Annotated in this window: 20 protein-coding genes; 10 read left to right on the top strand and 10 right to left on the bottom strand. The window is 55.9% G+C overall.

Annotation, left to right across the window (positions count from 1 at the left end; genetic code table 11):
* Positions 1 to 6: 6 nt before the first annotated feature.
* A complete protein-coding gene (locus tag K7H09_RS12340; protein ID WP_027958625.1) occupies positions 7 to 426 on the bottom strand; it encodes an HIT domain-containing protein in 420 nt (139 codons plus the stop codon).
* A gap of 174 nt (positions 427 to 600) precedes the next feature.
* Between K7H09_RS12340 and K7H09_RS12335 the strand changes: the two genes are divergently transcribed.
* On the top strand, positions 601 to 732 hold the full coding sequence (locus K7H09_RS12335) for an entericidin A/B family lipoprotein (protein WP_027958626.1): 132 nt from the start codon (positions 601 to 603) through the stop codon (positions 730 to 732).
* Between the two features lie 109 nt (positions 733 to 841).
* Complete coding sequence (locus K7H09_RS12330) at positions 842 to 1213, top strand: I78 family peptidase inhibitor (RefSeq protein WP_027958627.1); 372 nt, start codon at positions 842 to 844, stop codon at positions 1211 to 1213.
* Between the two features lie 28 nt (positions 1214 to 1241).
* Here K7H09_RS12330 and K7H09_RS12325 read toward each other — a convergent pair whose 3' ends face one another.
* The gene (locus tag K7H09_RS12325; protein ID WP_009287463.1) at positions 1242 to 1847 is read right to left on the bottom strand and encodes a LysE family translocator; all 606 of its coding nucleotides are present in this window, start codon (positions 1845 to 1847) and stop codon (positions 1242 to 1244) included.
* Between the two features lie 97 nt (positions 1848 to 1944).
* On the opposite strand from K7H09_RS12325, the gene K7H09_RS12320 reads away from it, so the two are divergent.
* Complete coding sequence (locus tag K7H09_RS12320) at positions 1945 to 3339, top strand: aminotransferase-like domain-containing protein (protein WP_041159405.1); 1395 nt, start codon at positions 1945 to 1947, stop codon at positions 3337 to 3339.
* Position 3340: 1 nt separating this feature from the next.
* On the opposite strand, the gene K7H09_RS12315 is transcribed toward K7H09_RS12320, so the two are convergent.
* The 7 genes from K7H09_RS12315 to K7H09_RS12285 all read right to left on the bottom strand — a co-directional run bounded on the left by K7H09_RS12315 (position 3341) and on the right by K7H09_RS12285 (position 10460).
* Complete coding sequence (locus K7H09_RS12315; RefSeq protein ID WP_041159404.1) at positions 3341 to 4345, bottom strand: hypothetical protein; 1005 nt, start codon at positions 4343 to 4345, stop codon at positions 3341 to 3343.
* A 23-nt stretch (positions 4346 to 4368) separates the two neighbouring features.
* Positions 4369 to 4896 carry an acyl-CoA thioesterase gene (locus K7H09_RS12310; protein ID WP_009287460.1) on the bottom strand — a complete coding sequence of 176 codons (528 nt, stop codon included), beginning with the start codon at positions 4894 to 4896 and terminating at the stop codon, positions 4369 to 4371.
* Positions 4897 to 4987: 91 nt separating this feature from the next.
* Positions 4988 to 6298 carry a short-chain fatty acid transporter gene (locus tag K7H09_RS12305; protein ID WP_009287459.1) on the bottom strand — a complete coding sequence of 437 codons (1311 nt, stop codon included), beginning with the start codon at positions 6296 to 6298 and terminating at the stop codon, positions 4988 to 4990.
* Positions 6299 to 6456: 158 nt separating this feature from the next.
* Positions 6457 to 7755, bottom strand: a complete 1299-nt coding sequence (locus tag K7H09_RS12300; RefSeq protein ID WP_041159403.1) for an MATE family efflux transporter — start codon at positions 7753 to 7755, stop codon at positions 6457 to 6459.
* 5 nt (positions 7756 to 7760) lie between these two features.
* Entirely contained in the window at positions 7761 to 8009 is a 249-nt protein-coding gene (locus K7H09_RS12295; RefSeq protein WP_008957577.1) for a YfhL family 4Fe-4S dicluster ferredoxin, read from the bottom strand.
* A 76-nt stretch (positions 8010 to 8085) separates the two neighbouring features.
* Positions 8086 to 8580: a pantetheine-phosphate adenylyltransferase gene (gene coaD, locus K7H09_RS12290; RefSeq protein WP_022522078.1), complete on the bottom strand. Its 495-nt coding sequence runs from the start codon at positions 8578 to 8580 to the stop codon at positions 8086 to 8088.
* Positions 8577 to 10460 carry a beta-ketoacyl synthase gene (locus tag K7H09_RS12285; RefSeq protein ID WP_041159411.1) on the bottom strand — a complete coding sequence of 628 codons (1884 nt, stop codon included), beginning with the start codon at positions 10458 to 10460 and terminating at the stop codon, positions 8577 to 8579. The genes coaD and K7H09_RS12285 overlap by 4 nt, the downstream gene beginning before the upstream one ends.
* Before the next feature lie 221 nt (positions 10461 to 10681).
* On the opposite strand from K7H09_RS12285, the gene trmB reads away from it, so the two are divergent.
* From trmB to K7H09_RS12255, 6 genes are read left to right on the top strand one after another with little or no spacing between them, the layout of a single operon-like run.
* The gene (gene trmB, locus K7H09_RS12280) at positions 10682 to 11347 is read left to right on the top strand and encodes a tRNA (guanine(46)-N(7))-methyltransferase TrmB (protein WP_009287456.1); all 666 of its coding nucleotides are present in this window, start codon (positions 10682 to 10684) and stop codon (positions 11345 to 11347) included.
* Complete coding sequence (locus K7H09_RS12275) at positions 11344 to 11673, top strand: DMT family transporter (RefSeq protein ID WP_022522081.1); 330 nt, start codon at positions 11344 to 11346, stop codon at positions 11671 to 11673. The genes trmB and K7H09_RS12275 overlap by 4 nt, the downstream gene beginning before the upstream one ends.
* 9 nt (positions 11674 to 11682) lie before the next feature.
* Positions 11683 to 13158 carry a D-alanyl-D-alanine carboxypeptidase/D-alanyl-D-alanine endopeptidase gene (gene dacB, locus K7H09_RS12270; RefSeq protein ID WP_027958632.1) on the top strand — a complete coding sequence of 492 codons (1476 nt, stop codon included), beginning with the start codon at positions 11683 to 11685 and terminating at the stop codon, positions 13156 to 13158.
* Between the two features lie 34 nt (positions 13159 to 13192).
* Complete coding sequence (locus K7H09_RS12265) at positions 13193 to 13564, top strand: diacylglycerol kinase (RefSeq protein ID WP_022522083.1); 372 nt, start codon at positions 13193 to 13195, stop codon at positions 13562 to 13564.
* A gap of 49 nt (positions 13565 to 13613) precedes the next feature.
* Positions 13614 to 16586 (top strand): bifunctional [glutamate--ammonia ligase]-adenylyl-L-tyrosine phosphorylase/[glutamate--ammonia-ligase] adenylyltransferase, encoded by a 2973-nt coding sequence (gene glnE / locus K7H09_RS12260; protein ID WP_230804812.1) that lies wholly within the window; start codon positions 13614 to 13616, stop codon positions 16584 to 16586.
* A gap of 56 nt (positions 16587 to 16642) precedes the next feature.
* Entirely contained in the window at positions 16643 to 17536 is an 894-nt protein-coding gene (locus K7H09_RS12255; protein ID WP_009287454.1) for an AEC family transporter, read from the top strand.
* A 47-nt stretch (positions 17537 to 17583) separates the two neighbouring features.
* On the opposite strand, the gene K7H09_RS12250 is transcribed toward K7H09_RS12255, so the two are convergent.
* Complete coding sequence (locus K7H09_RS12250; RefSeq protein ID WP_041159402.1) at positions 17584 to 17967, bottom strand: hypothetical protein; 384 nt, start codon at positions 17965 to 17967, stop codon at positions 17584 to 17586.
* A gap of 186 nt (positions 17968 to 18153) precedes the next feature.
* Here K7H09_RS12250 and K7H09_RS12245 point away from each other — a divergent pair, with 186 nt between their 5' ends.
* Positions 18154 to 19779, top strand: a complete 1626-nt coding sequence (locus tag K7H09_RS12245) for a BCCT family transporter (RefSeq protein ID WP_009287453.1) — start codon at positions 18154 to 18156, stop codon at positions 19777 to 19779.
* Positions 19780 to 19923: the final 144 nt, after the last annotated feature.

The following is a 19923-nucleotide window of genomic DNA, read 5'->3' as shown; positions in this document are numbered from 1 at the left end:
AGTCGTCTATATATCAAGCCCGTCGATAAGTGCCAGTAACTGATCCCGTAACTGCGCCTGGCCATCCAGGTCGTAGGGTTCGGGGCTGCCATTGCCCCATACCGGTGCCGGCCAGGTCGCATCGCTGTGCCGTCTAAGCACAACGTGTACATGCAGTTGGCTAACCACATTGCCTAGCGAGGCAATATTGATTTTGTCCCCCTCAAGCGCTGTTTTCATTGCTTCACCTAGCTGAGTGGCTTCCCGCCACAGCTGCTGCTGGTCGTCAGCAGGAAGCTCAAATACTTCGCTAATAGAGGCGTGGCGCGGTACTAGAATCACCCAGGGATAGCGTGCGTCATTCATTAATAGCACGCGGCTTAGCGGAAGGTCTGCGATGGGGAAGGTGTCGGCGGCAAGGCGTTCATCCAGCTCGAATTTGATCAAAGGATAGGCTCCGGGCAAGGGTTTAGGTAATTGCTAGTATAGTCGCCTCGAAGCGACGTAGGGAAAGCGAGCGCGATTGCCAAAACGCTGTTACCCTGAAAAAACTCCCAAGAGGCAAATGACGTTGCCAGTGGAGTTTCCCGATGTTGAATGACTCGTTAAGGAGAACGGAAAATGAAAAAATTATTGGCCATGAGCTTTATGCTGCTGATGACAGCGGGTGTTCTAACTGGTTGTAACACCATCTCTGGCGCTGGTCAGGATGTGCAAGAGGGCGGTAAAGCCGTCCAAGATGCCGCTGAATAATTAAGTAAGACTGTGTTTTAAAGCAAGTGGTATCCTACGGGCTAGGCTAACGCCCGGCCCGTTGGTTTTTATAACCGGTTTCCATGCCCCTATTTTTGGAGATTCAAGGATGAAACCCCGTATTACTCTGGCTAAGTTCGCTGCTGTTAGCGCTTGTGCACTGTTGTTAACGGCCTGCGTTAGTTCCCAAATGCCGATTTCCCCTGCCAACGACGACGTAGACGCAGCGCCACCGCCGCCAACGGTAGCGCCGAACGGTTCCAGCGGTGAACAGGCTGCCAGCTGTGATCTAGACGCTATTCAATCCGCTATCGGTGAGCCCTTCGACGAGGCTAACGTTGCGCAGTTACAAAGCGATAGCGGCGCTCGGCAAGTACGCGTGCTGCGCCCTGGTAGTATGGCCACCATGGATCACCGTCCGGATCGCTTAAATATCCATCTTGATGATCAAGACGGCATTGAAGCGCTGCGCTGCGGCTAACGGTAGCCGAGCACAGCTCGTTTTCAGGCTAACCTAAAATCAGCACGACGCAGGCGGCGGTCAATGCCCCCATGGTGATATTGAACGCCCGCCACGCGGCCTCCGTTTTGATCCACTGCCCAATCGCCGTGCCAAAGGCGGCCCACAAAGCGATGCACGGTAGTCCCACTAGTTCAGCAAAGCCCGCCAGCACTAGCGCGTTGACTATCGGCTGACCGCTTTCGGGCAGAAAACCCGCCATCAGCGCCAGCCCCATTACCCACGCTTTAGGATTGGCAAACTGAAACGCCGCTGCCTGCCAAAATGTAAAGGGTACGCTATGGGTCTGCGCCTTAAGATTGGGCGGAGGGGCGCTGGCAATTTTCCAAGCCAAATAGAGCAAATACGCGCTGCCTATCCAGCGCAGTGCCGTTTGAATCGCCGGGTAGCGTTCAAACAGCACGCCCAAGCCCAGTGCTATACCTGCAAACAACAAAAAGCAGCCGCCTAAAATCCCCCACATATGCGGCAGCGTACGCCTAAAGCCGAAGTTAGCGCCAGAGGCGGTAAGCATAACGTTGTTCGGCCCTGGGGTAAGCGTCATCGACATCATATAGAGCGCGGCCGGACCGAGGATTACCCATTCGCTATTCATTTATTGTATCCATACAATTTGGTGATAAGGATTGTTTTGTTGCCGCTTTTGCTAGCATAATGGGGTTTAAATTGACGTCAAAGGTTTTATTGTCACCATGACAATGTGGGTGCCTTCGCTAGCTGAATTTTCTGGTTCACGTTACCGCGCTATTGCCAGTGCCATTGAAGCCGCTATCCAGGCGGGAACACTACTGCCAGGGGAGCGATTGCCGCCCCAGCGCCGCTTGGCGGATGCGCTAGGTGTGACCATTGGCACGGTAACCCGGGGGTACGCTGAGGCTGAACGCAATGGCTGGGTGTCGGCACGGGTGGGTAGCGGCACCTATGTGAAGAGCCAAGACCAAAACAATGCTTTTAGCCTGACGTTTCCCGCTGACGAAACGGCCGGTGTGATCGATTTAAGCCTTAGCCTGCCACCGCCCCACCCGTTGCGGCAGACGCTGTTGAGCGAAGCGCTGGTCGCTTTAAGTCAATCCGGGGCAGCATTAGCACGTGGTGTTACTTACCAACAGGCCCAGGGGCGTTATGAGCATCGTGAAGTACTCGCTCGCTGGTTAAATACTTTGGGTATGCCGCTGATGGCCGATGAGCTGCTCATTACCCAGGGGGGGCAGCATGGCCTTAGTTTGGCGCTCAGCACCTTGCTAAGGCCGGGCGAGCTGTTGGCCGCTGATGCCTTGACCTATCCCGGTGCCATCAGCGCTGCGCAGCAGGGGCATCTAAAGTTGGTAGGCATTGGTCAAGACAGTGAAGGGATGCGCATGGATCTGCTTGAGGCGCAGTGTGCCCGGCAGCCACCTAGAGCGATTTATCTAACGCCGGAACAGAACAACCCCACCGGCGCGTGTTTAAGCGAATCGCGCCGCGAGCGACTGGTAACGTTGGCACGGCGCTACGATATCTGGCTGATTGAAGATGGCGTGCAGTATCTACCCGCTGAGCAGCGCGGTACACCCCTTTACAGGCTTGCGCCGGAGCGCACGCTGTTTGTGTTTAGTACCGCTAAAGTGCTGGCGGGTGGGCTACGAATTGGCGTACTGCGTGCGCCTAAAAGCTTGCACGAGCGGTTAGCGACAGGCCTTCGCGCTCAGAGTTGGATGGTGCCACCGCTAATGGTCGATGTGGTTTGCCATTGGATTAATCAGGCCGCGGCGGAAAAATTACTTACCTGGCAAACTCAGGAGCTCGCGGAGCGTCAGCAGTTGGCTGCCGAATGGCTAAAAGATTTTTCCTTAAGCGGGCGTTCGCACAGCAGCAATGTATGGCTTGCGCTGCCAGAGGGGAGCCGGGCCGTAGAGCTGTGTGAACGGCTACTGCAGCGGGGCGTTAAGGTCAGCAGCGCAGAGCCCTTTTGTGTCGGGAGCACGCCAGCGCCCCAAGCGATTCGGCTATGTGTTGGGGCCGCGGCGGATCGCAGTGAACTGATTCAGGCATTGAGTATCGTCGCCGCCTGTTTAACCGAACGCCCATTAGCCCCTGTCACTTTGTGAATTACTCGTAGCGGTCTTTCCAGCCCTGGTGGCGCACCTGGTCTTTAAGCATTTCGAGGACGTCGTACAGCACCTGCTCGGTGACCCGGTTGCTGCCTTCGTCAACCGTCAGCCAGGTGTCGAAGCCGCTGTCGGCGGTGCGCTCCACTAACTGCCTAAACTCATCCGAATGAATGCCTAGCAGCAGCTCATCGACTAGCCGTTGAGCAACGCCGCTGAGTGATGCTTCCATCGCGCTGGTGGCCTGCTGCCCCATGGGCAGGCGATTAAGGCGCTGAATCTCGGGGCTTTCCCGTAGCGTGCGGCTAACTAAATCACTGATTGCCGCCATAATGGATTGGCGGTTGTGCTGGTAGGCTTTGCCGATAGTGCTCTCCAGCCGCTGAGCGATCTCATGAATCAGCTGAGCTTTGCGGGGCATGATCACACGTTCAATCACGCGCTCGGTCAGCGAATCGCTGGCGCGTATCTGCTGCTGTACATTGCCCAATAGACGCAGGGCGATGCGGTCGGAAAGCTCCTCAAGCAGAATGTCGTAATACTTGGCCACAAATTGATAGATGTACCAGTGGGTAACATCAATAAGGCCGAGGCGATGCAGCCGATTGATTAACGATACAACGCGTAAAATACGCAGTAGTCGGAAGCCCGCGAGGGGAATGCAGCCCAGCACATCGTACCAGTGCACGAAGGGGTAGAAAAACCAGCGGTGGTAGCGCCGCTCGGCAATCGCGATTGACCAGCCCAGCAGTACGTCGGCGATAAAAAAGCTGACAAATACCAGGTCGATGGTGATAAAACGGCTATGAATCACGTCATCGTAGAAGGTGTGAAAACCGGGGGCGAGGTTGGCGATGCCCTGGTTAATAGGGTCAAGCAGAAACAGCGAATCAAACAGCAGTAGCGATAGATTAATCACCACTAGCGCCAGGATAAAAAAATCCCAACCAATATGGGCGTATTCAACCGCTTTAGGCAGGTGTGGATAGCGTTCCCTGGCGGGCATACGAACTCCTTGTCGTTGGGTCTTTAATGGGCCTGGGACTGGTAATGCTGCTGGGTCAGCAGTTCCTCTTTTTCTGCCTGTTTGCGTAATTTTTTGCGCAGTGCCGCCTTTTCAAAACGCAGTTCCTGGAGCGGTGTGGCCAACTTGAGCGGCGGTACGCTAGCGGGTTTACCATCAGCGTCCACCGCTACCATGGTGAGGTAGCAACTGTTGGTATGACGGATCAGCTTATTACGAATATCTTCAGCCACGACCTTGATGCCCACTTCCATCGACGAGCGACCAACATGATTAACGCTGGCTAGAAAGGTGACCAGCTCGCCGACATGAATCGGCTGCTTAAACAACACCTGATCCACCGACAGCGTCACCACATAGTGGCCCGAATAGCGGCTGGCGCAAGCAAAAGCGACTTCATCGAGCTTTTTAAGAATTGCGCCACCATGCACTTTGCCGCTGAAATTCGCCATATCGGGCGTCATCAGTACGGTCATGGAGAGTTCATGCTGCCCAGGTAGGGCAGCGTTCGCGCTGATCTCGGCATCTGTCATACGGTGCTCCTGCTGTTACTTGAGCCCAATAACGGCTGCCCGCTACTCATATGCTTGGCAAACTGAGCGACGGGCAGTCATTGGCGGTTGTTTAAAACCATACCAGACCGACGGAAATAATAATGCCGGTGATAAAAAGCTGAATCAGGCAGAAGCCCATAATATCTTTCGCCTTTAGGCCCGCAATGGCGAGCACCGGGAGTGCCCAGAAGGGCTGTAGCAGGTTAGTCCAGGCATCGCCCCAAGCCACCGCCATGGCAACCCTCGGAATATCAGCTCCTAAGGCCTGAGCAGCCGGTAGCATCACCGGTGCCTGAACTGCCCACTGGCCGCCGCCGGAAGGGACGAATAGGTTGACAATACCCGCGCTGATAAACGACCAGAACGGCAGTGTATTGGTGGTGGCAAAGGAGACCAGCCACTCGGACATGCTCTCTGCTAGTCCGGACTGCACCATGATGGCCATGATGCCAGCGTAAAATGGGAATTGGATGACAATCCCCGCGCCGCCTTTAATCGCTTCGTGCAGGCTATTGAGCAGATTACGTGGCGTGCGGTGCAACACAATGGCTAGGAACAGAAACATAAAGTTAACGACGTTAAGGTTTAAGCCGCCACTTCGTAACAGGAAGTGATCAAGCAAGAACAGCAGCCCCGGCACTCCGACCAGCAGGGCGAGGGTAAAGCTATTTTCCAGGCGTTCAGCAGGGCGAGTAATGCGGCCAACCGGCTCGGGCTCGTCATTCAGAACATTTGGGTCGACATAGACGCTATCCTTCTCATCCGGCAGCATCATGCGGTTTACCAGTGGGATGGCAATAAATAGGCAGGCCACAATAGCGAGGTTGAAGAAGGCGAAAATCGTAGAGCCGGTACCAATCACTCCAATTTGATCGGCGGAAAAATGCCCTTCGGTAGCGATGGTTAGCGGGATTGAACCTGCCAAACCGCCGTGCCACACCACAAAGCCTGAGTAAGCACTGGCCACTAATAGCCGATAGTCAACGCGGATCAACCGGGCCAGCTCTTTGGCAAATAGCGCGCCGACCACAAGGCCAAACCCCCAGTTAATCCAGCTGGCCGCCAATGAGACCAGCGTCACTAGGATGATTGCACCGCCAGGGGATTTCGCAGTACCGGCTATTTTCTGCAGAATGCGTTTTACTGGCGGTGAGCTTGCCAGCATAAAACCGGTGACCAGCACCAGCAGCATCTGCATAGAGAACGTCAGCAAGCCCCAGAAGCCATCACCCCAGAAGCGCAGTACTGCCAGCGGTGTTTGCCGCTCAATGGCGATTGCGGCGGCCGAGGCAATTAATGTCAGCAATAGTACGAAAATATACGGGTCGGGGAGATAGCGCTCCACCAGCTTTACCGCCGGTTTTGAGATCATTTTAAGCATGGGATGCTCTCTTTATTCATTATTAGGAAGTGGCTAAGCAAGGTCTTGGAAGTGTAACGGCATAGCTAATATACGGGTGAGTACGGAAATTTTCACGTTGAAGCTGCCCGCTTAATCTTACGTTAGCGTAGTTGAGGTTAATTGCGCCTGTTTTAACGCTAATGGTTTAACCGGTAGGGGCGATGGTAGTGAAAATAGTAGTAGGCGATCAGCACCGCCGAGCGCACCAGCGTGAACAGCATAAACGCCAGCCAGAGCCCATGATTGCCCAATCCCTGGGTTAGCCACCAAATGGGCAGATAGGCGGCTAGGCCAATAAAGATACTGTTACGCATTTCACGTACCGCAGTGGTGCCAATAAACACCCCATCAAGGAGGTAGCTCCATACCGCAATCAGCGGCATGACGACCATCCAGGGCAAGTACTGCGCCGCAGTTGCACGCACCTCTTCAAGGCCGGTGAGCAGCGCTATGAGCGCATTGCCGCCCAGCGCGAACAGCAGGGCGGCAGCGCCAGCCGTCCATAATGAAAATCGCGCGGCGGCGCGCACAGTGGCGGCAAATTCCTGCCAATCCTGACGGCCATAGGCGCGCCCAATCAGTGATTCGGCAGCGTGGGCAAAACCGTCCAGGGCGTAGCTGGTGAGCATGATAAATTGTAGCAGCACAGCGTTGGCAGCAAGCACTGTGTCGCCTTGACGAGCACCCTGGGCGGTAAAGAACGCCATGGCAAACAGCAGGCCGAGAGTGCGCACAAATAGGTTGGCGTTGACGTTAAACAGGGCTGTGTAAGCTGCGAGTGCCAGCAGACGCTCGCGCAAAAAATGGCCATCCAGTCGGGTTAGCTGGCGTAGCACCAGGTAGCTACCAAACGCTAGGGCACTGTAGTCAGCGATTACGCTCGCCCAGGCCACGCCGTTGCTGGTCATTCCCAGACCCACCACAAACCATAAATCCAGCACGATATTAACGCTGTTGGTGAGCAGTAGAATCATTAGCGTAACGCGGGAGTTCTGTTGGCCCAAAAACCAGCCCAGAATGGCGTAGTTGGCGAGCACCGCCGGTGCAGACCAGAGGCGTATATGGGCGTACTCGCGGGCTAAATCGGTCGCTACTTCACTACCATCTAAGAGCCATAAACCGAGCGTAATCAGCGGCGAGGCAAACACAATCAGCAGGCTACCAATCACCAGCGCCATGATCAGCGACTGCCCCAGCAGGTTGCGCACGTCTGTATCGCTCTCGCGCCCCATGGCTTGGGCGACTAGCCCCGTAGTACCCATGCGCAAAAAGCCAAACCCCCAATAGAGGAAGCTAAACAGTGTGGCGCCGAGGGTAACGCCGGCTAAGTAGCGGGAGTCGGGCAAGTGCCCGACCACAGCGGTATCCACCAACCCGAGCAGTGGGACGGTGATATTGGAGAGGATGATTGGCCAAGCAAGGGCCCAAATCCGCATTGGGTTTAGGCGGCAGTGATGATGCGGTACTTCTTCATCAACTGTTCTTGGCTTTCGTGGCGTTCAGGGTCAAGTGGAATGCAGTCCACCGGGCAGACCTGTTGGCATTGAGGTTCGTCATAGTGACCCACGCACTCGGTGCATAGATTAGGGTCAATGACGTAGATCTCCTCACCGGGGGAGATCGCATCATTGGGGCATTCGGGCTCGCAGACGTCGCAGTTAATGCACTCGTCGGTAATCATCAGGGCCATGGGCATACCTCGCAGATGGCATTAACACCCAGGTAGCGTATAGATACCTGAGTGTTTTACTCAACAATGGCGTTGGCTAGCTAGTGTAGTGGTTACGCAGCGCTTCGGCGACCTGAGGATGCACCAGGGGGGAAATATCGCCGCCAAGCTTGGCAATTTCGCGCACGATGGTTGAAGAGATATACGAATTTTCTACCGCGGGGGTTAAAAACACGCTCTCCAGCTCCGGGTTTTGTGCGCGGTTCATATTGGCCAACTGCAGCTCGTACTCAAAGTCAGAGACCGCGCGCAGGCCGCGCAGAATGATTGTCGCACCCTGTTCGTGCATCATGGTTGTGAGCAGGGTCGAGAAGCCGATCACCTCAACGTTGGGCAGCGGCGCGCAGACCGCTTTCACTAAGCTCATGCGCGTTTCCAAGTCGAGGTGGGGGCTTTTGCCAGGGCTTGCCGCCACCGCGATGACCACTTTGTCGAACATCCGTGCGCCGCGCTCGATCAGGTCAAAATGGCCATTGGTGATAGGGTCGAAGGTGCCGGGGTAGACGGCGATATTCAGTTTGCGCGTGGTCATTCCTCGCTCTCCTCGTCCAGGCAGCCAAACGGGTTATCGCTGGTTAAGGAGACGGCGTGGTCGTAACCGGGGATATGAATCCGGTCAGCGTGAATATCCAGCTCTGGGCCCTCCAGCACCGCTTCACCAAACTGATAGCGTGGGGCGTAGTGGCCATGGTCTGCCTGGGCCAAGTAGGCCGCTGCCGCTTCGCGGGTGGTTTCGCGACGGGTTTTCCAGGCGTTCACCGCCGCCGCGCCGTGGCGCTGCGTCAGCAGGCGTTCGGTCACTGCAGGTGAAAGCACCACGCCGGTGGCGTTGTTGCCGCCGAAGCCCTTGGCGTTAATAAAAGCAGCGTCCGCGCGAAAAGTTTGTGCCGTTTGAGAAAAGCGCAGCCGCTCAGCATAGACATCGTCAGCCACCGTATCCAGCGTGGGAATGCCCGGCAGCAAGTCGTGGGCAAAACTACCCAGTGCGCTCGCCAACTGGTCGCCCGCCGCGGAGCCTTGTGAGTGGCCAATAAAGGCTTTAATCGCCACTACGGGCCAGTCGCTAATGCCGTTGGCGCGGGCAATTTCGTCGAACACATGGGATTCGGTAATGCGGTTTTTGGGTGTGCTGGTGCCGTGAGCGTGCAAAAAGCTGCGCTCTTTAAGGGATTTTTCGCCCAGCATATCGCGCACCAACGCAGTCGCTTTGCCGAGGGTGATGTAGTTGCCGATGCCCGGCGCCGAAATCGAGCGCTTGTAACCATCGGCATTAACGAACACATCAGGCACCGCACCGAGAATATCCGCGCCGACTTCCAACGCTAGGGCATCGTCCATCAGTAGCACGAACTGGCTGGCTTCCGCCATGGTAAAGCCACAGTTGCGCGCAAACGGACGGCAGGCGCGCTGATAATCGCTGTCGGTGAGCAGCTCCAGAGCATCCAGGGCTTTCAGACCAGCGTCGTCAGCTAGCGCACCCATGGCCCTGAAACCCTCGATGATTTCCGGGGTGATGGGGGCATCTGCGGTACCCACCATCACCACACGGCGGCGTCCGGCGCGAATGTCATCAATACCCAGGCGCAGGTTATAGAGAAAGCTGGCACAGGCGCCTAACGCTGCGCCGGTGCCACCTACGCTACCCAGCACATAGGCATTCAAAAAGTCGGCGGGCATTTGACCATAGCCCAGAGGCATCTGCTTGGAGGTGGCGCGTTGACCACTCACCAGGCTTTTCAGTAAGCCGCCCCAGCCCTGATCGTCTAGCTGGCCAATGGAGTTCCCGGCGTAAACGGCAATATGATCCGGGTTTAACTGCTGGCGCAGCGTCTCCCAAGAGAGACCGCTGGCGCCCAGGCAGTCGCTGGCACCAAATACCGCCAGCGATAGCCCGCGGGGGTGGTGCACGCTGCGGTAGAGGTTTGCGGGGTCAAAGCCGCTGGGTAGCTGGGCCGCCGCGCGTACCTTGGGTAACTGCGCGTCGGGAAGCAGTACCTCTAACACCCCTGCAGGTACGCTCACTTCTACCTCACGGGCATCAATGTCGCGCACCTGCCAATCCTCCGGCAGGTGTTCGGGTAACTGGCGGCGGCGCAGGGTAAAGCGTAGCGGCTCGGCCAACTGCATGCTGGCTTGCCGGTTTGACGGCATGCCAGGGTCGAGAAAGCGTGGGTCTTCGTTGCGTCGGATCAGGGTGTGGTTCAGCACCTGATCGCGCAGCGACTGCGCTGGGGCCTCTACGGGCTGACCTTGACTATCGTGCCACCCCTCTTCGGAGTGCTCGACTAGACGCATAAGCGCGGCCAAGCCTTCCAGTGTCTGGCGTTGCTGGTCAGCAGGAAGGGCATCAAGCACGGTGCGGCGGAAGGCCTGATGGCCAGAGGTTCTGCCAGCGGGATTGATGCCGCCCATGCCGACAATCACCGGTAAGTGTGACAAGCCGGGTTCCTCGTGGTGCGGTGGTGGTAATAACAATTATCGGCAAAAGTACTCGGTATATGATGCCTAGTACCATGCGCTTAATAAGTACGCTAAGAAGCACGTTATGCGTGATCATAGCACCGGCTGAGCAACGGCGTCATGCCGCAAGCGTTCGAGACTGATAGAATCACGCTTTTCAGCCGAGTAATGGCATGCAGCATACTTCTCGACCAGTGGTTTCTAATCAGCCAGGCCCACATCAGGATCTCGCCCGACGAGTGAGCCGAGCGTTAACGCATCCGCTACGTAAACCAATCGCCGAACACACGCAGCGCAGTTTCGCCCTGGCGGCAGAGTGGTTCGTGGGCCGTCAGGCACCGTTGATACTCGATTCGGGCTGTGGCGTGGGGATATCGACCCGCCAACTGGCGGTGCAGTTCCCTGCCCATGCGGTAATCGGCGTGGATCGCAGCGAGGATCGTTTGGGGCGCGACCACGGCCAGTTGCCTGACAATGCGCTGCTGGTAAGAGCGGATCTGGTCGACTTTTGGCGCTTGGCCTATCAGGCTGGCTGGGCGCCAGAGTATCACTTTCTCCTTTATCCGAACCCTTATCCCAAGGCGGGGCACCTAAAAATGCGCTGGCATGGCCATGCGGTTTTACCCACACTGTTGGCGCTTGGCGGGTATCTTGAGTTGCGCTCCAACTGGTCCCTCTACGTTGAAGAGTTTGCTTTGGCAGTGGCACAGGTAACCGGCAAACAAGCAGCGGTGACTGAAATTGCGCCTAAAGGGGACTATTTAACCCCTTTCGAAGCTAAGTATGCTCAGAGTGGCCAGGTTCTGTGGCGTTTATGCGTTGAGTTGGAGCGAACATGACGTTTGTCTATTTGGTGTTGGCGATTGTGGCCGAAGTGATCGCCACGAGCGCCTTAAAAGCCTCCATGGGCTTCACGCGCCCGCTACCCAGCGTGGTGGTGGTAGTGGGTTACGGGTTAGCTTTTTATTTGCTCAGCCTGGTGCTGCGCACGCTGCCGGTAGGGGTTGCCTATGCGATTTGGGCAGGCCTGGGCATTGTGCTGGTCACCTTGGTCGGCATAGTGGTATTCGGTGAAAAGCCTGATTTGCCGGCGGTGATAGGAATTAGTTTGATAGTAGCAGGCGTGGTCATGCTGCAAATGTTTTCAAAAATGAATGTGCATTGAGGAGCTGTAATGGGGTGTTTTTTTGCTGTTAAGCGCATGCAGCGCTGGTCGCTGGTGACAGGTGTAGCCACACTGGCGCTGTGTGCCAGCACCAGTCTGTTCGCCGATTTCAATCGCCTGGGCCAACTGCAGAGCAAAGGCTTTTCGATTAGCGCGGAAGCACGCCTTTTGGATGCCGATGCAGGCGCCAATGCGTTGTTGGGCAGCATCACCCCGGATCGACAGCTGTCGCCCGCTTCGGTCACTAAAGCCTACTTGTCGGCGGCGGCGCTAAACCGTTTTGGCCCCCAGCACCGCTTTACCAGCCAACTGGTCAGCTCCGCTAGCATTGAAAATGGGGTGTTACGCGGTGACTTGGTGTTTGAGGGCGGCGGGGACCCGGGCCTAACCACTGAGAACCTTTGGCGCTTGGTGCAGCGTTTGCACTTAGCCGGGGTGCGTGAGGTAGAGGGGGCGTTGGTGGTCAGCCAGTGGCGCTTTGGGTCAGTGGACTGTATTACCACGGACCGCTGTAATGCCCTGACTCGGGTTGCCAATGCCTATAGCGCGCCGCTCTCCTCAGCTGGCGTTAACTTTGGTAGCTGGTGCGTTAATGTCGCACCAGCGACGAACGCGGGTGAGCCCGCCCAAGTGGGGCTATGCGATAGCCAGACGTCGCTGATCACCATTGATAACCAAGTAATCACCCGCCCCGCCAATAGCGGTACTGAGATTAGCGCTGAACGAATTACCGATGAGCGTGGCGACGTGATGCGCTTGACGGGGCAGATCTCCACCAATGCCACTGCACGCGATGTCTACCGTGGCGCAGGGGATGCCGCCGAAACAACCGCGCAAGTCCTAATGGGCATGTTGAACCAGGCGGGTATACAGGTGCGCGAAGCGTGGCGCGTTAGCTCGTCTCAGCCGCCTAGCAGCGCCCAGCGTCTGGCGGCGGTGGACAGCCAGCCACTGCAAGAGCTATTGCTGCGCATCATGAACTACTCCAATAACTATATGGCCGATGTGCTGGCGCTGGATCTCGTCGAGACACCCCAGGCACAGCTACGCCAGGCGGGCCAGGCGATTGAAACTTACGCCCACAGCCTGCCCGGGCACGGGCCGTTAACATTGTATAGTGGTAGCGGACTGACCACTGAAAACCGCACATCGGCCCAGGGCGTTAACGTAATGCTGGAGGACATGTTTCGTCAAAGTAGCCTGTTTCCCAGCTTTGTGGCGGCCTTTCAGTCACCCGCTAACGGGGTAATGCGCTTCATTCGGCGAGGTTCCTCCACGTTTCAAAACAATGTCATGATCAAAACCGGCACGCTTAACCAACCTTTTGCAGTACGCGCCGCGGCGGGCTATTTTCGCACTGCGCAAGGGCGCTGGGGGGTGTTTAGTGTCATGGTCAATGGTAACGGCAGTACGCCTTATTTAAGCTGGACTGAAGTGCTGGATCCGTTGTCACAGGATCTAGAAGCAATGATGTTAGCGAATTGAACAAACTCTACGCTCACAAGGTGAGGCGATCTGCATGAAACCTGGGCATACCGGTTTAACACATTTGGTTCACTCCACACGCTATTCGTGGAAAGGCCTGAAAGCGGCGTTCAGAAACGAGGCGGCTTTCCGTCAAGAGGTCGGCATTACGGTAGTACTGCTGCCGCTTGCCTGGTGGATCGGTGAAGGACCTATCAGTTGGCTACTGCTAGTGGGTAGTCTGTTTTTTGTACTGATAGTGGAGCTGCTTAATAGTGCGATTGAGAACGTGGTGGATCGGATTGGTACCGAGCACCATGAGCTTTCAGGGCGGGCCAAGGATATTGGTTCGGCGGCGGTGATGCTGTCGCTGATCATGGCCGGGCTTACCTGGGGGCTATTGGGCTGGGAAAAATTCTTTAGCTAAGCAGGTAATTGAAAGCGAACGTTTTTGACGCGCTGTCAGCGAGGTAGTTATGCAAGTGAACGACGATTTCTTACCGTTGTCGACGCTGCCAGCGTCGTTACATACCGCCACCCAATCCGCCTGGAAGCGGCTACGCGAGGCGCTTGCTCAAGCCGATAATGTCGCCGAGATGACCAAGCAGGAATTGCCTTCCAGTAATTGGCAAGGGCTTTCGGAGCAGCGTCGCGAGGCGCTTGCTAAAGTATTGACCATCTCGACCTTCGCGCTGGATACCTTGGTGCGCTACCCCCAGTGGTTGGCCGAGTTGGATATTGCCGGTGAGTTGGACGTAAACCCAGGTCGAGATGAGCTTGCTAGCTGGCTGAGTGAGTCACTTGAGAGTGCCGAAGACGAAGAGGCGATGCAGCGGGTAATCCGCCGTTTTCGTCGCAAGCGTATGCTGGGGATTATCTGGCGTGACCTTAACCGTGCCTCTGGCCATAGCATGTGGAGTACCGCCACGGCGGTGTCTGAGCTTGCCGAAATATGCTTGGAAGCGGCATTAACCTGGCTTGAACGTTTTTACGCGCCGCGTTGGGGCTTACCTGCCCCACGTAAAGACGGCACGCCCCAGCGTCTGGTGATTCTGGGTATGGGCAAACTAGGTGCTGGGGAGCTGAACCTCTCTTCCGATATCGATCTGATCTTTGCCTTCCCTGAAAAAGGTGAGACGCAAGGTGGGCGCAAACCGTTAGAGCACCAGGAATACTTTACCAAGCTGGGGCAAAAGCTGATTGCCGCCCTGGATGCCATGACCGCCGATGGCTTCGCCTTCCGTGTCGATATGCGCTTGCGGCCTTTGGGCGACGGCGGGCCGCTGGTGGGCTGTTTTGCCATGCTCTCTAGCTACTACCAGGATCAAGGCCGCGAATGGGAGCGTTACGCCATGCTCAAGGCGCGCCCGGTCGCGGGGGATCTGGACGCGGGCGATGAGCTGTTGGCCGGGCTGCGCCCCTTTGTGTATCGCAAATACCTGGATTTTGGCGCCATTGAGTCGCTGCGTGAACTGAAAGCGATGATCAACCGCGAAGTGAAGCGCAAAGGCATGCAGAGCAATATCAAACTTGGCTCCGGCGGCATTCGTGAGGTTGAGTTCGTCGTGCAGGCGTTCCAACTGATTCGCGGCGGCCGCGATACGGAGCTGCAGGTGACATCGCTAAAAACGGCGCTCAATCGTTTGCCCGAGCTGGGCCTGTTGCCGCAGGAAGTGGTCGATGAGCTGCTGCCTGATTATGCTTTTCTGCGCGATGTCGAACACGCTCTCCAAGCACTGGAAGACCGTCAGACACAGACCTTGCCCAGCGATGATGCTGATCGTGAACGGGTAGCCTTCGCCATGGGGCATGAAGATTGGCCGGGGTTGATAGCCCAGCTTGACGAAGTGCGCGAGCGGGTGCGCCAACACTTTGATGCCGTGATTGCCGACCCCGAAGAGGATGTCGATGAGGCCAACGATGATAGCCAGCTTGGCTTGGCTCAGTGGCGGCTTATTTGGCGCGGCGAGTTAGAAGTGCAGGAGGCCAGCGCGTACCTGGCCGAGGCGGGTTTTAACGAGCCAGAAAAAGCCTTGAAGCGGCTGCATAGCCTTTATCATTCTCGGCAAGTGCAAAGCATGCAGCGGATTGGCTTCGAGCGCTTGGATGCGTTAATGCCGCTGCTGTTGGATGCGGTGGCGGGCAATGAAGCACCGGATACCGCGCTTGAACGGGTACAGCCGCTGATTGAGGCCGTACTGCGGCGTACAGCTTACCTTGCGCTGCTGCGCGAAAACCCCCAGGCGCTCGAACACCTGATGCGCTTGTGCGCCGCGAGCCCCTGGATAGCTGAACAGCTGTCGCGTTATCCCATTCTGCTCGACGAGCTGCTGACGCCAGAAACGCTGTATACCCCCGCCGATAAAGCGCGCCTTGCCGATGAGCTGCGCCAAACGCTGAATCGTTTGCCAGAGGATGATGAAGAGGCCCAGCTAGAGGCATTGCGCGTTTTTAAACACGCTCAAACCCTGCACGTAGCGGCGTCGGATATCGTGGGTACTCGGCATCTAATGAAAGTAAGCGATTACTTAACCTATATCGCCGAAGTCATTCTCGATGCCGTGTTGGCGATGGCGTGGAAGCATATTACCCGCAAGCACGGTGTTCCTGAGGGGCTGAATGCCGGGGAAGCGGCTTTTCTGATCGTTGGTTACGGCAAACTGGGCGGCATTGAGCTGGGCTACAGCTCCGATTTAGATCTTGTTTTCCTTCACGATAGCGATGGTCAGGGCACAACTGATGGTCCACGACCCATTGATACGCCAGTGTTTTTTACCCGTCTGGGACAACGTATTATTCACCTGCTCACCGCGGTAACGCCCACCGGCACGCTGTATGAAGTGGATATGCGCCTGCGGCCTTCGGGTAATTCAGGACTATTGGTGACATCGCTTAAAGCCTTTGCCGAGTATCAGCGTCAGAATGCCTGGACCTGGGAGCACCAGGCATTGGTGCGCGCCCGGGTGGTGGCGGGTAGCGATTCGCTGGCCGAGAAATTCAGTCAGTTACGGGGCGATATTCTAGGTGGTGAGCGAGATAAAGCTGCACTGCGCGAAGAGGTGGTCAAAATGCGTCAGAAAATGCGCGACCATCTGGGCAGTAAAACCACCAGCAATACCTTTAACGTCAAACACGATGCGGGCGGTATGGTGGATATCGAGTTTCTCTGCCAATACGCGGTGTTAGCGCTTGCTCACCAAACGCCTGCGTTACTTACCTACAGCGATAATATCCGCATTCTAGAGAGCCTGACCGAGAGTGGGTACTTACCAGCTGAAGAGGCAGAGCGTCTTCGCGAGGCTTATCTGGCTTATCGCAGCGCTACGCACCGAGCGGCGCTCACCGGTCAGAAAGCACTCAGCGATGGTGAGGAATTCCGTGCGCATCGCGATATAGTCACCGCGCTCTGGCAGCGCTTTCTTGAACCTTCCACCGCCGATAACCGCTAGTCAGACGGTAACCAGGACGCAACAGTGATAACAAGGAATAGGGCTGGGCGGCCCGTATGATTGGACATATTCTGGCCACGCTATTGCCAGTATTTTTAATCGCTGGCTGTGGCGCAGCCTATGGGCGCTACCGTACACCGGATATTCGCAGTCTCAATACCCTCAACATGGAGCTGTTCGTTCCGCTATTGGTGTTCGCCGTGCTGGCTGACCGGCAAGCGCCGTTAGCTGAGTACGCCTGGCTGGCCACGGCAGCGATAGCAGTAGTGCTGGGGTCGGGGCTTGTACTTTGGCCGCTGGCAAAGTGGCTAAAGCTGGATAGCAAGATCTTCCTTCCGCCGATGATGTTCAACAATGCGGGCAATATGGGCGTGCCGCTGCTGGTGTTGGCATTTGGTGCTGAGGCGCTTCCTGCGGCGGTGGTGGTGTTTATCGTTGAAATGCTGCTGCACTTTTCGGTGGGGCTTTACATGCTTAACCCGCGCACTTCGCTCTGGCGAATGCTGCGCATGCCAATTGTACTCGCGAGTCTGGCGGGTTTAGCGGTGAATATCAGTGGCCTGCCGCTGCCTGGCTGGCTACTGGAGGCGATGCATATGCTAGGCGGGGTATGTATTCCGCTAATGCTGTTTGCGTTAGGGGTGCGGCTCTTGGAGATCGACTTTAGCGATTGGCGTACGGGGATACTGGGGGCGGTGCTGTGTCCGCTTTCCGGGTTAGTAATTGCTTTGCCGTTGATGTGGCTACTGCCACTAAATGCGCTTCAGGCGGCGGTGCTGCTGGTATTTGCGGCACTGCCGCCTGCGGTGTTGAATTACTTGGTCGCAGAGCAGTATAAGCTGGCGCCACAAAAAGTGGCTTCGCTGGTGCTGATTGGTAACCTGGGCAGTCTGGTCGTTATGCCGCTGACCTTGGCCGCGGCATTTACCTGGGTTTACGCGCCGCTGTAACAAAGTATACGGCACTAGGTGGCGCGAAAAAGTGACTAACGGGTTAATTAACGATCATCTTTAACTTCATAGCTGCCTTCCAAGACATCCTGATGACCAGGACGGTTTTGCGCAGACGTATGCGGGGAAGCATGTCCGTGAGAATGCCCTTGAGAATATCCCCCACCTATATCCTGTGCCTGCTGGGCGCGCATCTGCTCCATACGCTTTTTCATTTTATGGCGCATAAACGGCATCATTGCCCAGCCAATCAGCAAGAAAAACAGGCCGAGTACCACGCCGACTATCATTAACGCGCCAAACGCCAGCCACGTGAGCAGCAGCTTCAAGCTGCCCGCCACTCCGCTGGGTTGAGTTTGCGCAGCACGGGCGCGCCATTGGTTAGCCGCTTGCCATGCAGCGTTGCGTTGGTCGCGATTCATCTGTGGCATGAGAGCCTCCATCGGTTATTCGCACCCATTGGAACACAGTAGCTCTAGCAAGTTCACTGCTTGGCCACAGTGCGATTAGATTTTTCAACTGTTACCATTAAGCTGTACAAGGCAGGTTTAGTTGTACAAGCATGCGCTTAATACGCAGTGCTTACCTAAACAGAGCTCATTTAACAGGACGGTTATATGGCTAATCATGGAGGCAAGTCGGTATTCATCGCATCGGTGGTGATTATTTTTGGCTTGGTAGTTGTTGGGGCGTCATTTCCTGAAGGATTTGCCAACGTTGCAGAGGGCGCACTGACTACTGTTACCGGGCTATTCGGGTGGTTTTATCTATTTTCGGTTTTTGGTTTTGTCATTTTTCTGTTTGGTCTGGCGCTAAGCAAGTATGGCAAGGTGCGCTTAGGCCCCCAGGACAGTCGACCCAACTATACATTCTTTTCGTGGATCAGCATGCTGCTGGCCGCAGGCTTTGGTGTCGGACTGGTCTTCTATGGCATGGCGGAACCCATGTTTCACTTCATTGAGCCGCCCTATGGCGACAGAACCGCCGAAACCGAAGCGGCCGCCCGCTACGCTATTCAATACAGCTACTTTAACTGGGGGATACACCAGTGGGCAGCTTTCTCGATTGTCGGTTTGATCATTGCCTATTTTCAGTTCCGCAAAGGGCAGGCAGGATTGGTGTCGTCCGTACTGTCATCGATAACGGCTAAGAATCCTAAAATTCGTCCCTACGCTTCCTGGCTGGATGTATTTGCCGTGGTCGCCACCGTAATGGGGGTGGCTACCTCGTTAGGGTTAGGCGTGCTGCAGATGAATGGCGGTTTAAACGCTGTGTTTGGCCTGCCGGAGAACGGTTTCTGGCAGTTTGTGATTCTTTTCGTGATGTTCTGCGCCTATATGGCTTCCACCTGGTCGGGTTTGGATAAAGGCATTAAACGCCTCTCTAACCTTAATATGATTTTATGTATCGGGTTGATGCTGTATGTGCTGTTCACTGGCCCCACCGTGGCGATATTAGAGACCATCACGGTGGGGATTGGTGATTATCTGCAGAATTTTATCGGCATGAGCCTGCGCATTTCTCCCTATGGTGACAATGAGTGGGCAAGCAACTGGACGATTTTCTATTGGGCCTGGGTGATTGCCTGGTCGCCGTTTGTAGGTACCTTTATTGCCCGGGTATCAAGGGGTCGTACCATCAAAGAGTATGTGTTTGGGGTGCTGTTCGTACCGCCGCTGCTGGCCTGTTTATGGATTGGCGTATTCGGTGGCGCGGCGCTGCACATGGAGTTGAACGGTACCGATATCGGTCTTGCTGCCGCAACCCAGGATAATATAACCGTCGCACTGTTTGAGATGTTTGAGTTGATGCCCTTTACCGGCGTGCTGTCGGTCGTTGCGATGCTGCTGATCTTTATTTTCCTGGTCACCTCCGCTGACTCGGCCTCGTATATCGTGGCGCAAATGACCGATAATGGTTCGATCAATCCGCCGCTCTATAAGCGCGTCATTTGGGGTGTGCTGATCGCCGCTATTTGCCTGACGTTAATTGCCTCAGGTGGCTTAACGGGGCTGCAATCGGCTTCGGTGCTGTCGGCACTGCCGTTCACCTTTATCTTGTATATGATGGTGTTCGTATTAGTTCAGGAACTACGCGCCGACCGCAAGGCGATGCTAACGCAGCTTTATCGCCGCCATGGCGAAACGCCGGTGGGTGCGGACGCCTTTGAAGCCGAGCTGTTAGGTGAAGAAGAGCGCTTGCGCCGTGCACCGAGTGTGGTCAATCGGCGCATTAATAGTTAGCATCAGTCATCAGCACTAATAAAAAGTAACCAAGCCTTCGATTGCGGGGCAAGGTAGTTGGGGAGCAGCGACACATGAAGCGAAAATGCTGATGGCGCGGCAAGGGCGCCATGGAGCGACACGACGGCAGGCTAAAGGAGTTGC

It is taken from the genome of Halomonas sp. IOP_14, from assembly GCF_021021315.1.
In the GTDB taxonomy this organism is placed as follows: Bacteria; Pseudomonadota; Gammaproteobacteria; order Pseudomonadales; family Halomonadaceae; genus Vreelandella; species Vreelandella titanicae.
The sequence above is the reverse complement of the archived record's forward strand: the minus strand, read 5'-3'. Positions and strand labels throughout refer to the sequence as shown.

What these genes read in the sequence shown, in the direction of transcription:
- K7H09_RS12310 (WP_009287460.1), bottom strand. Translation starts at nt 4,896, where the DNA reads ATGACAGATGCCGAGATCAGCGCGAACGCTGCCCTACCTGGGCAGCAT.
- K7H09_RS12300 (WP_041159403.1), bottom strand. Translation starts at nt 7,755, where the DNA reads ATGCGGATTTGGGCCCTTGCTTGGCCAATCATCCTCTCCAATATCACC.
- K7H09_RS12250 (WP_041159402.1), bottom strand. Translation starts at nt 17,967, where the DNA reads ATGCCACAGATGAATCGCGACCAACGCAACGCTGCATGGCAAGCGGCT.
- K7H09_RS12335 (WP_027958626.1), top strand. Translation starts at nt 601, where the DNA reads ATGAAAAAATTATTGGCCATGAGCTTTATGCTGCTGATGACAGCGGGT.
- coaD (WP_022522078.1), bottom strand. Translation starts at nt 8,580, where the DNA reads ATGACCACGCGCAAACTGAATATCGCCGTCTACCCCGGCACCTTCGAC.
- K7H09_RS12330 (WP_027958627.1), top strand. Translation starts at nt 842, where the DNA reads ATGAAACCCCGTATTACTCTGGCTAAGTTCGCTGCTGTTAGCGCTTGT.
- K7H09_RS12325 (WP_009287463.1), bottom strand. Translation starts at nt 1,847, where the DNA reads ATGAATAGCGAATGGGTAATCCTCGGTCCGGCCGCGCTCTATATGATG.
- trmB (WP_009287456.1), top strand. Translation starts at nt 10,682, where the DNA reads ATGCAGCATACTTCTCGACCAGTGGTTTCTAATCAGCCAGGCCCACAT.
- dacB (WP_027958632.1), top strand. Translation starts at nt 11,683, where the DNA reads ATGGGGTGTTTTTTTGCTGTTAAGCGCATGCAGCGCTGGTCGCTGGTG.
- glnE (WP_230804812.1), top strand. Translation starts at nt 13,614, where the DNA reads ATGCAAGTGAACGACGATTTCTTACCGTTGTCGACGCTGCCAGCGTCG.
- K7H09_RS12320 (WP_041159405.1), top strand. Translation starts at nt 1,945, where the DNA reads ATGACAATGTGGGTGCCTTCGCTAGCTGAATTTTCTGGTTCACGTTAC.
- K7H09_RS12245 (WP_009287453.1), top strand. Translation starts at nt 18,154, where the DNA reads ATGGCTAATCATGGAGGCAAGTCGGTATTCATCGCATCGGTGGTGATT.
- K7H09_RS12285 (WP_041159411.1), bottom strand. Translation starts at nt 10,460, where the DNA reads ATGGGCGGCATCAATCCCGCTGGCAGAACCTCTGGCCATCAGGCCTTC.
- K7H09_RS12295 (WP_008957577.1), bottom strand. Translation starts at nt 8,009, where the DNA reads ATGGCCCTGATGATTACCGACGAGTGCATTAACTGCGACGTCTGCGAG.
- K7H09_RS12305 (WP_009287459.1), bottom strand. Translation starts at nt 6,298, where the DNA reads ATGCTTAAAATGATCTCAAAACCGGCGGTAAAGCTGGTGGAGCGCTAT.
- K7H09_RS12255 (WP_009287454.1), top strand. Translation starts at nt 16,643, where the DNA reads ATGATTGGACATATTCTGGCCACGCTATTGCCAGTATTTTTAATCGCT.
- K7H09_RS12315 (WP_041159404.1), bottom strand. Translation starts at nt 4,345, where the DNA reads ATGCCCGCCAGGGAACGCTATCCACACCTGCCTAAAGCGGTTGAATAC.
- K7H09_RS12275 (WP_022522081.1), top strand. Translation starts at nt 11,344, where the DNA reads ATGACGTTTGTCTATTTGGTGTTGGCGATTGTGGCCGAAGTGATCGCC.
- K7H09_RS12265 (WP_022522083.1), top strand. Translation starts at nt 13,193, where the DNA reads ATGAAACCTGGGCATACCGGTTTAACACATTTGGTTCACTCCACACGC.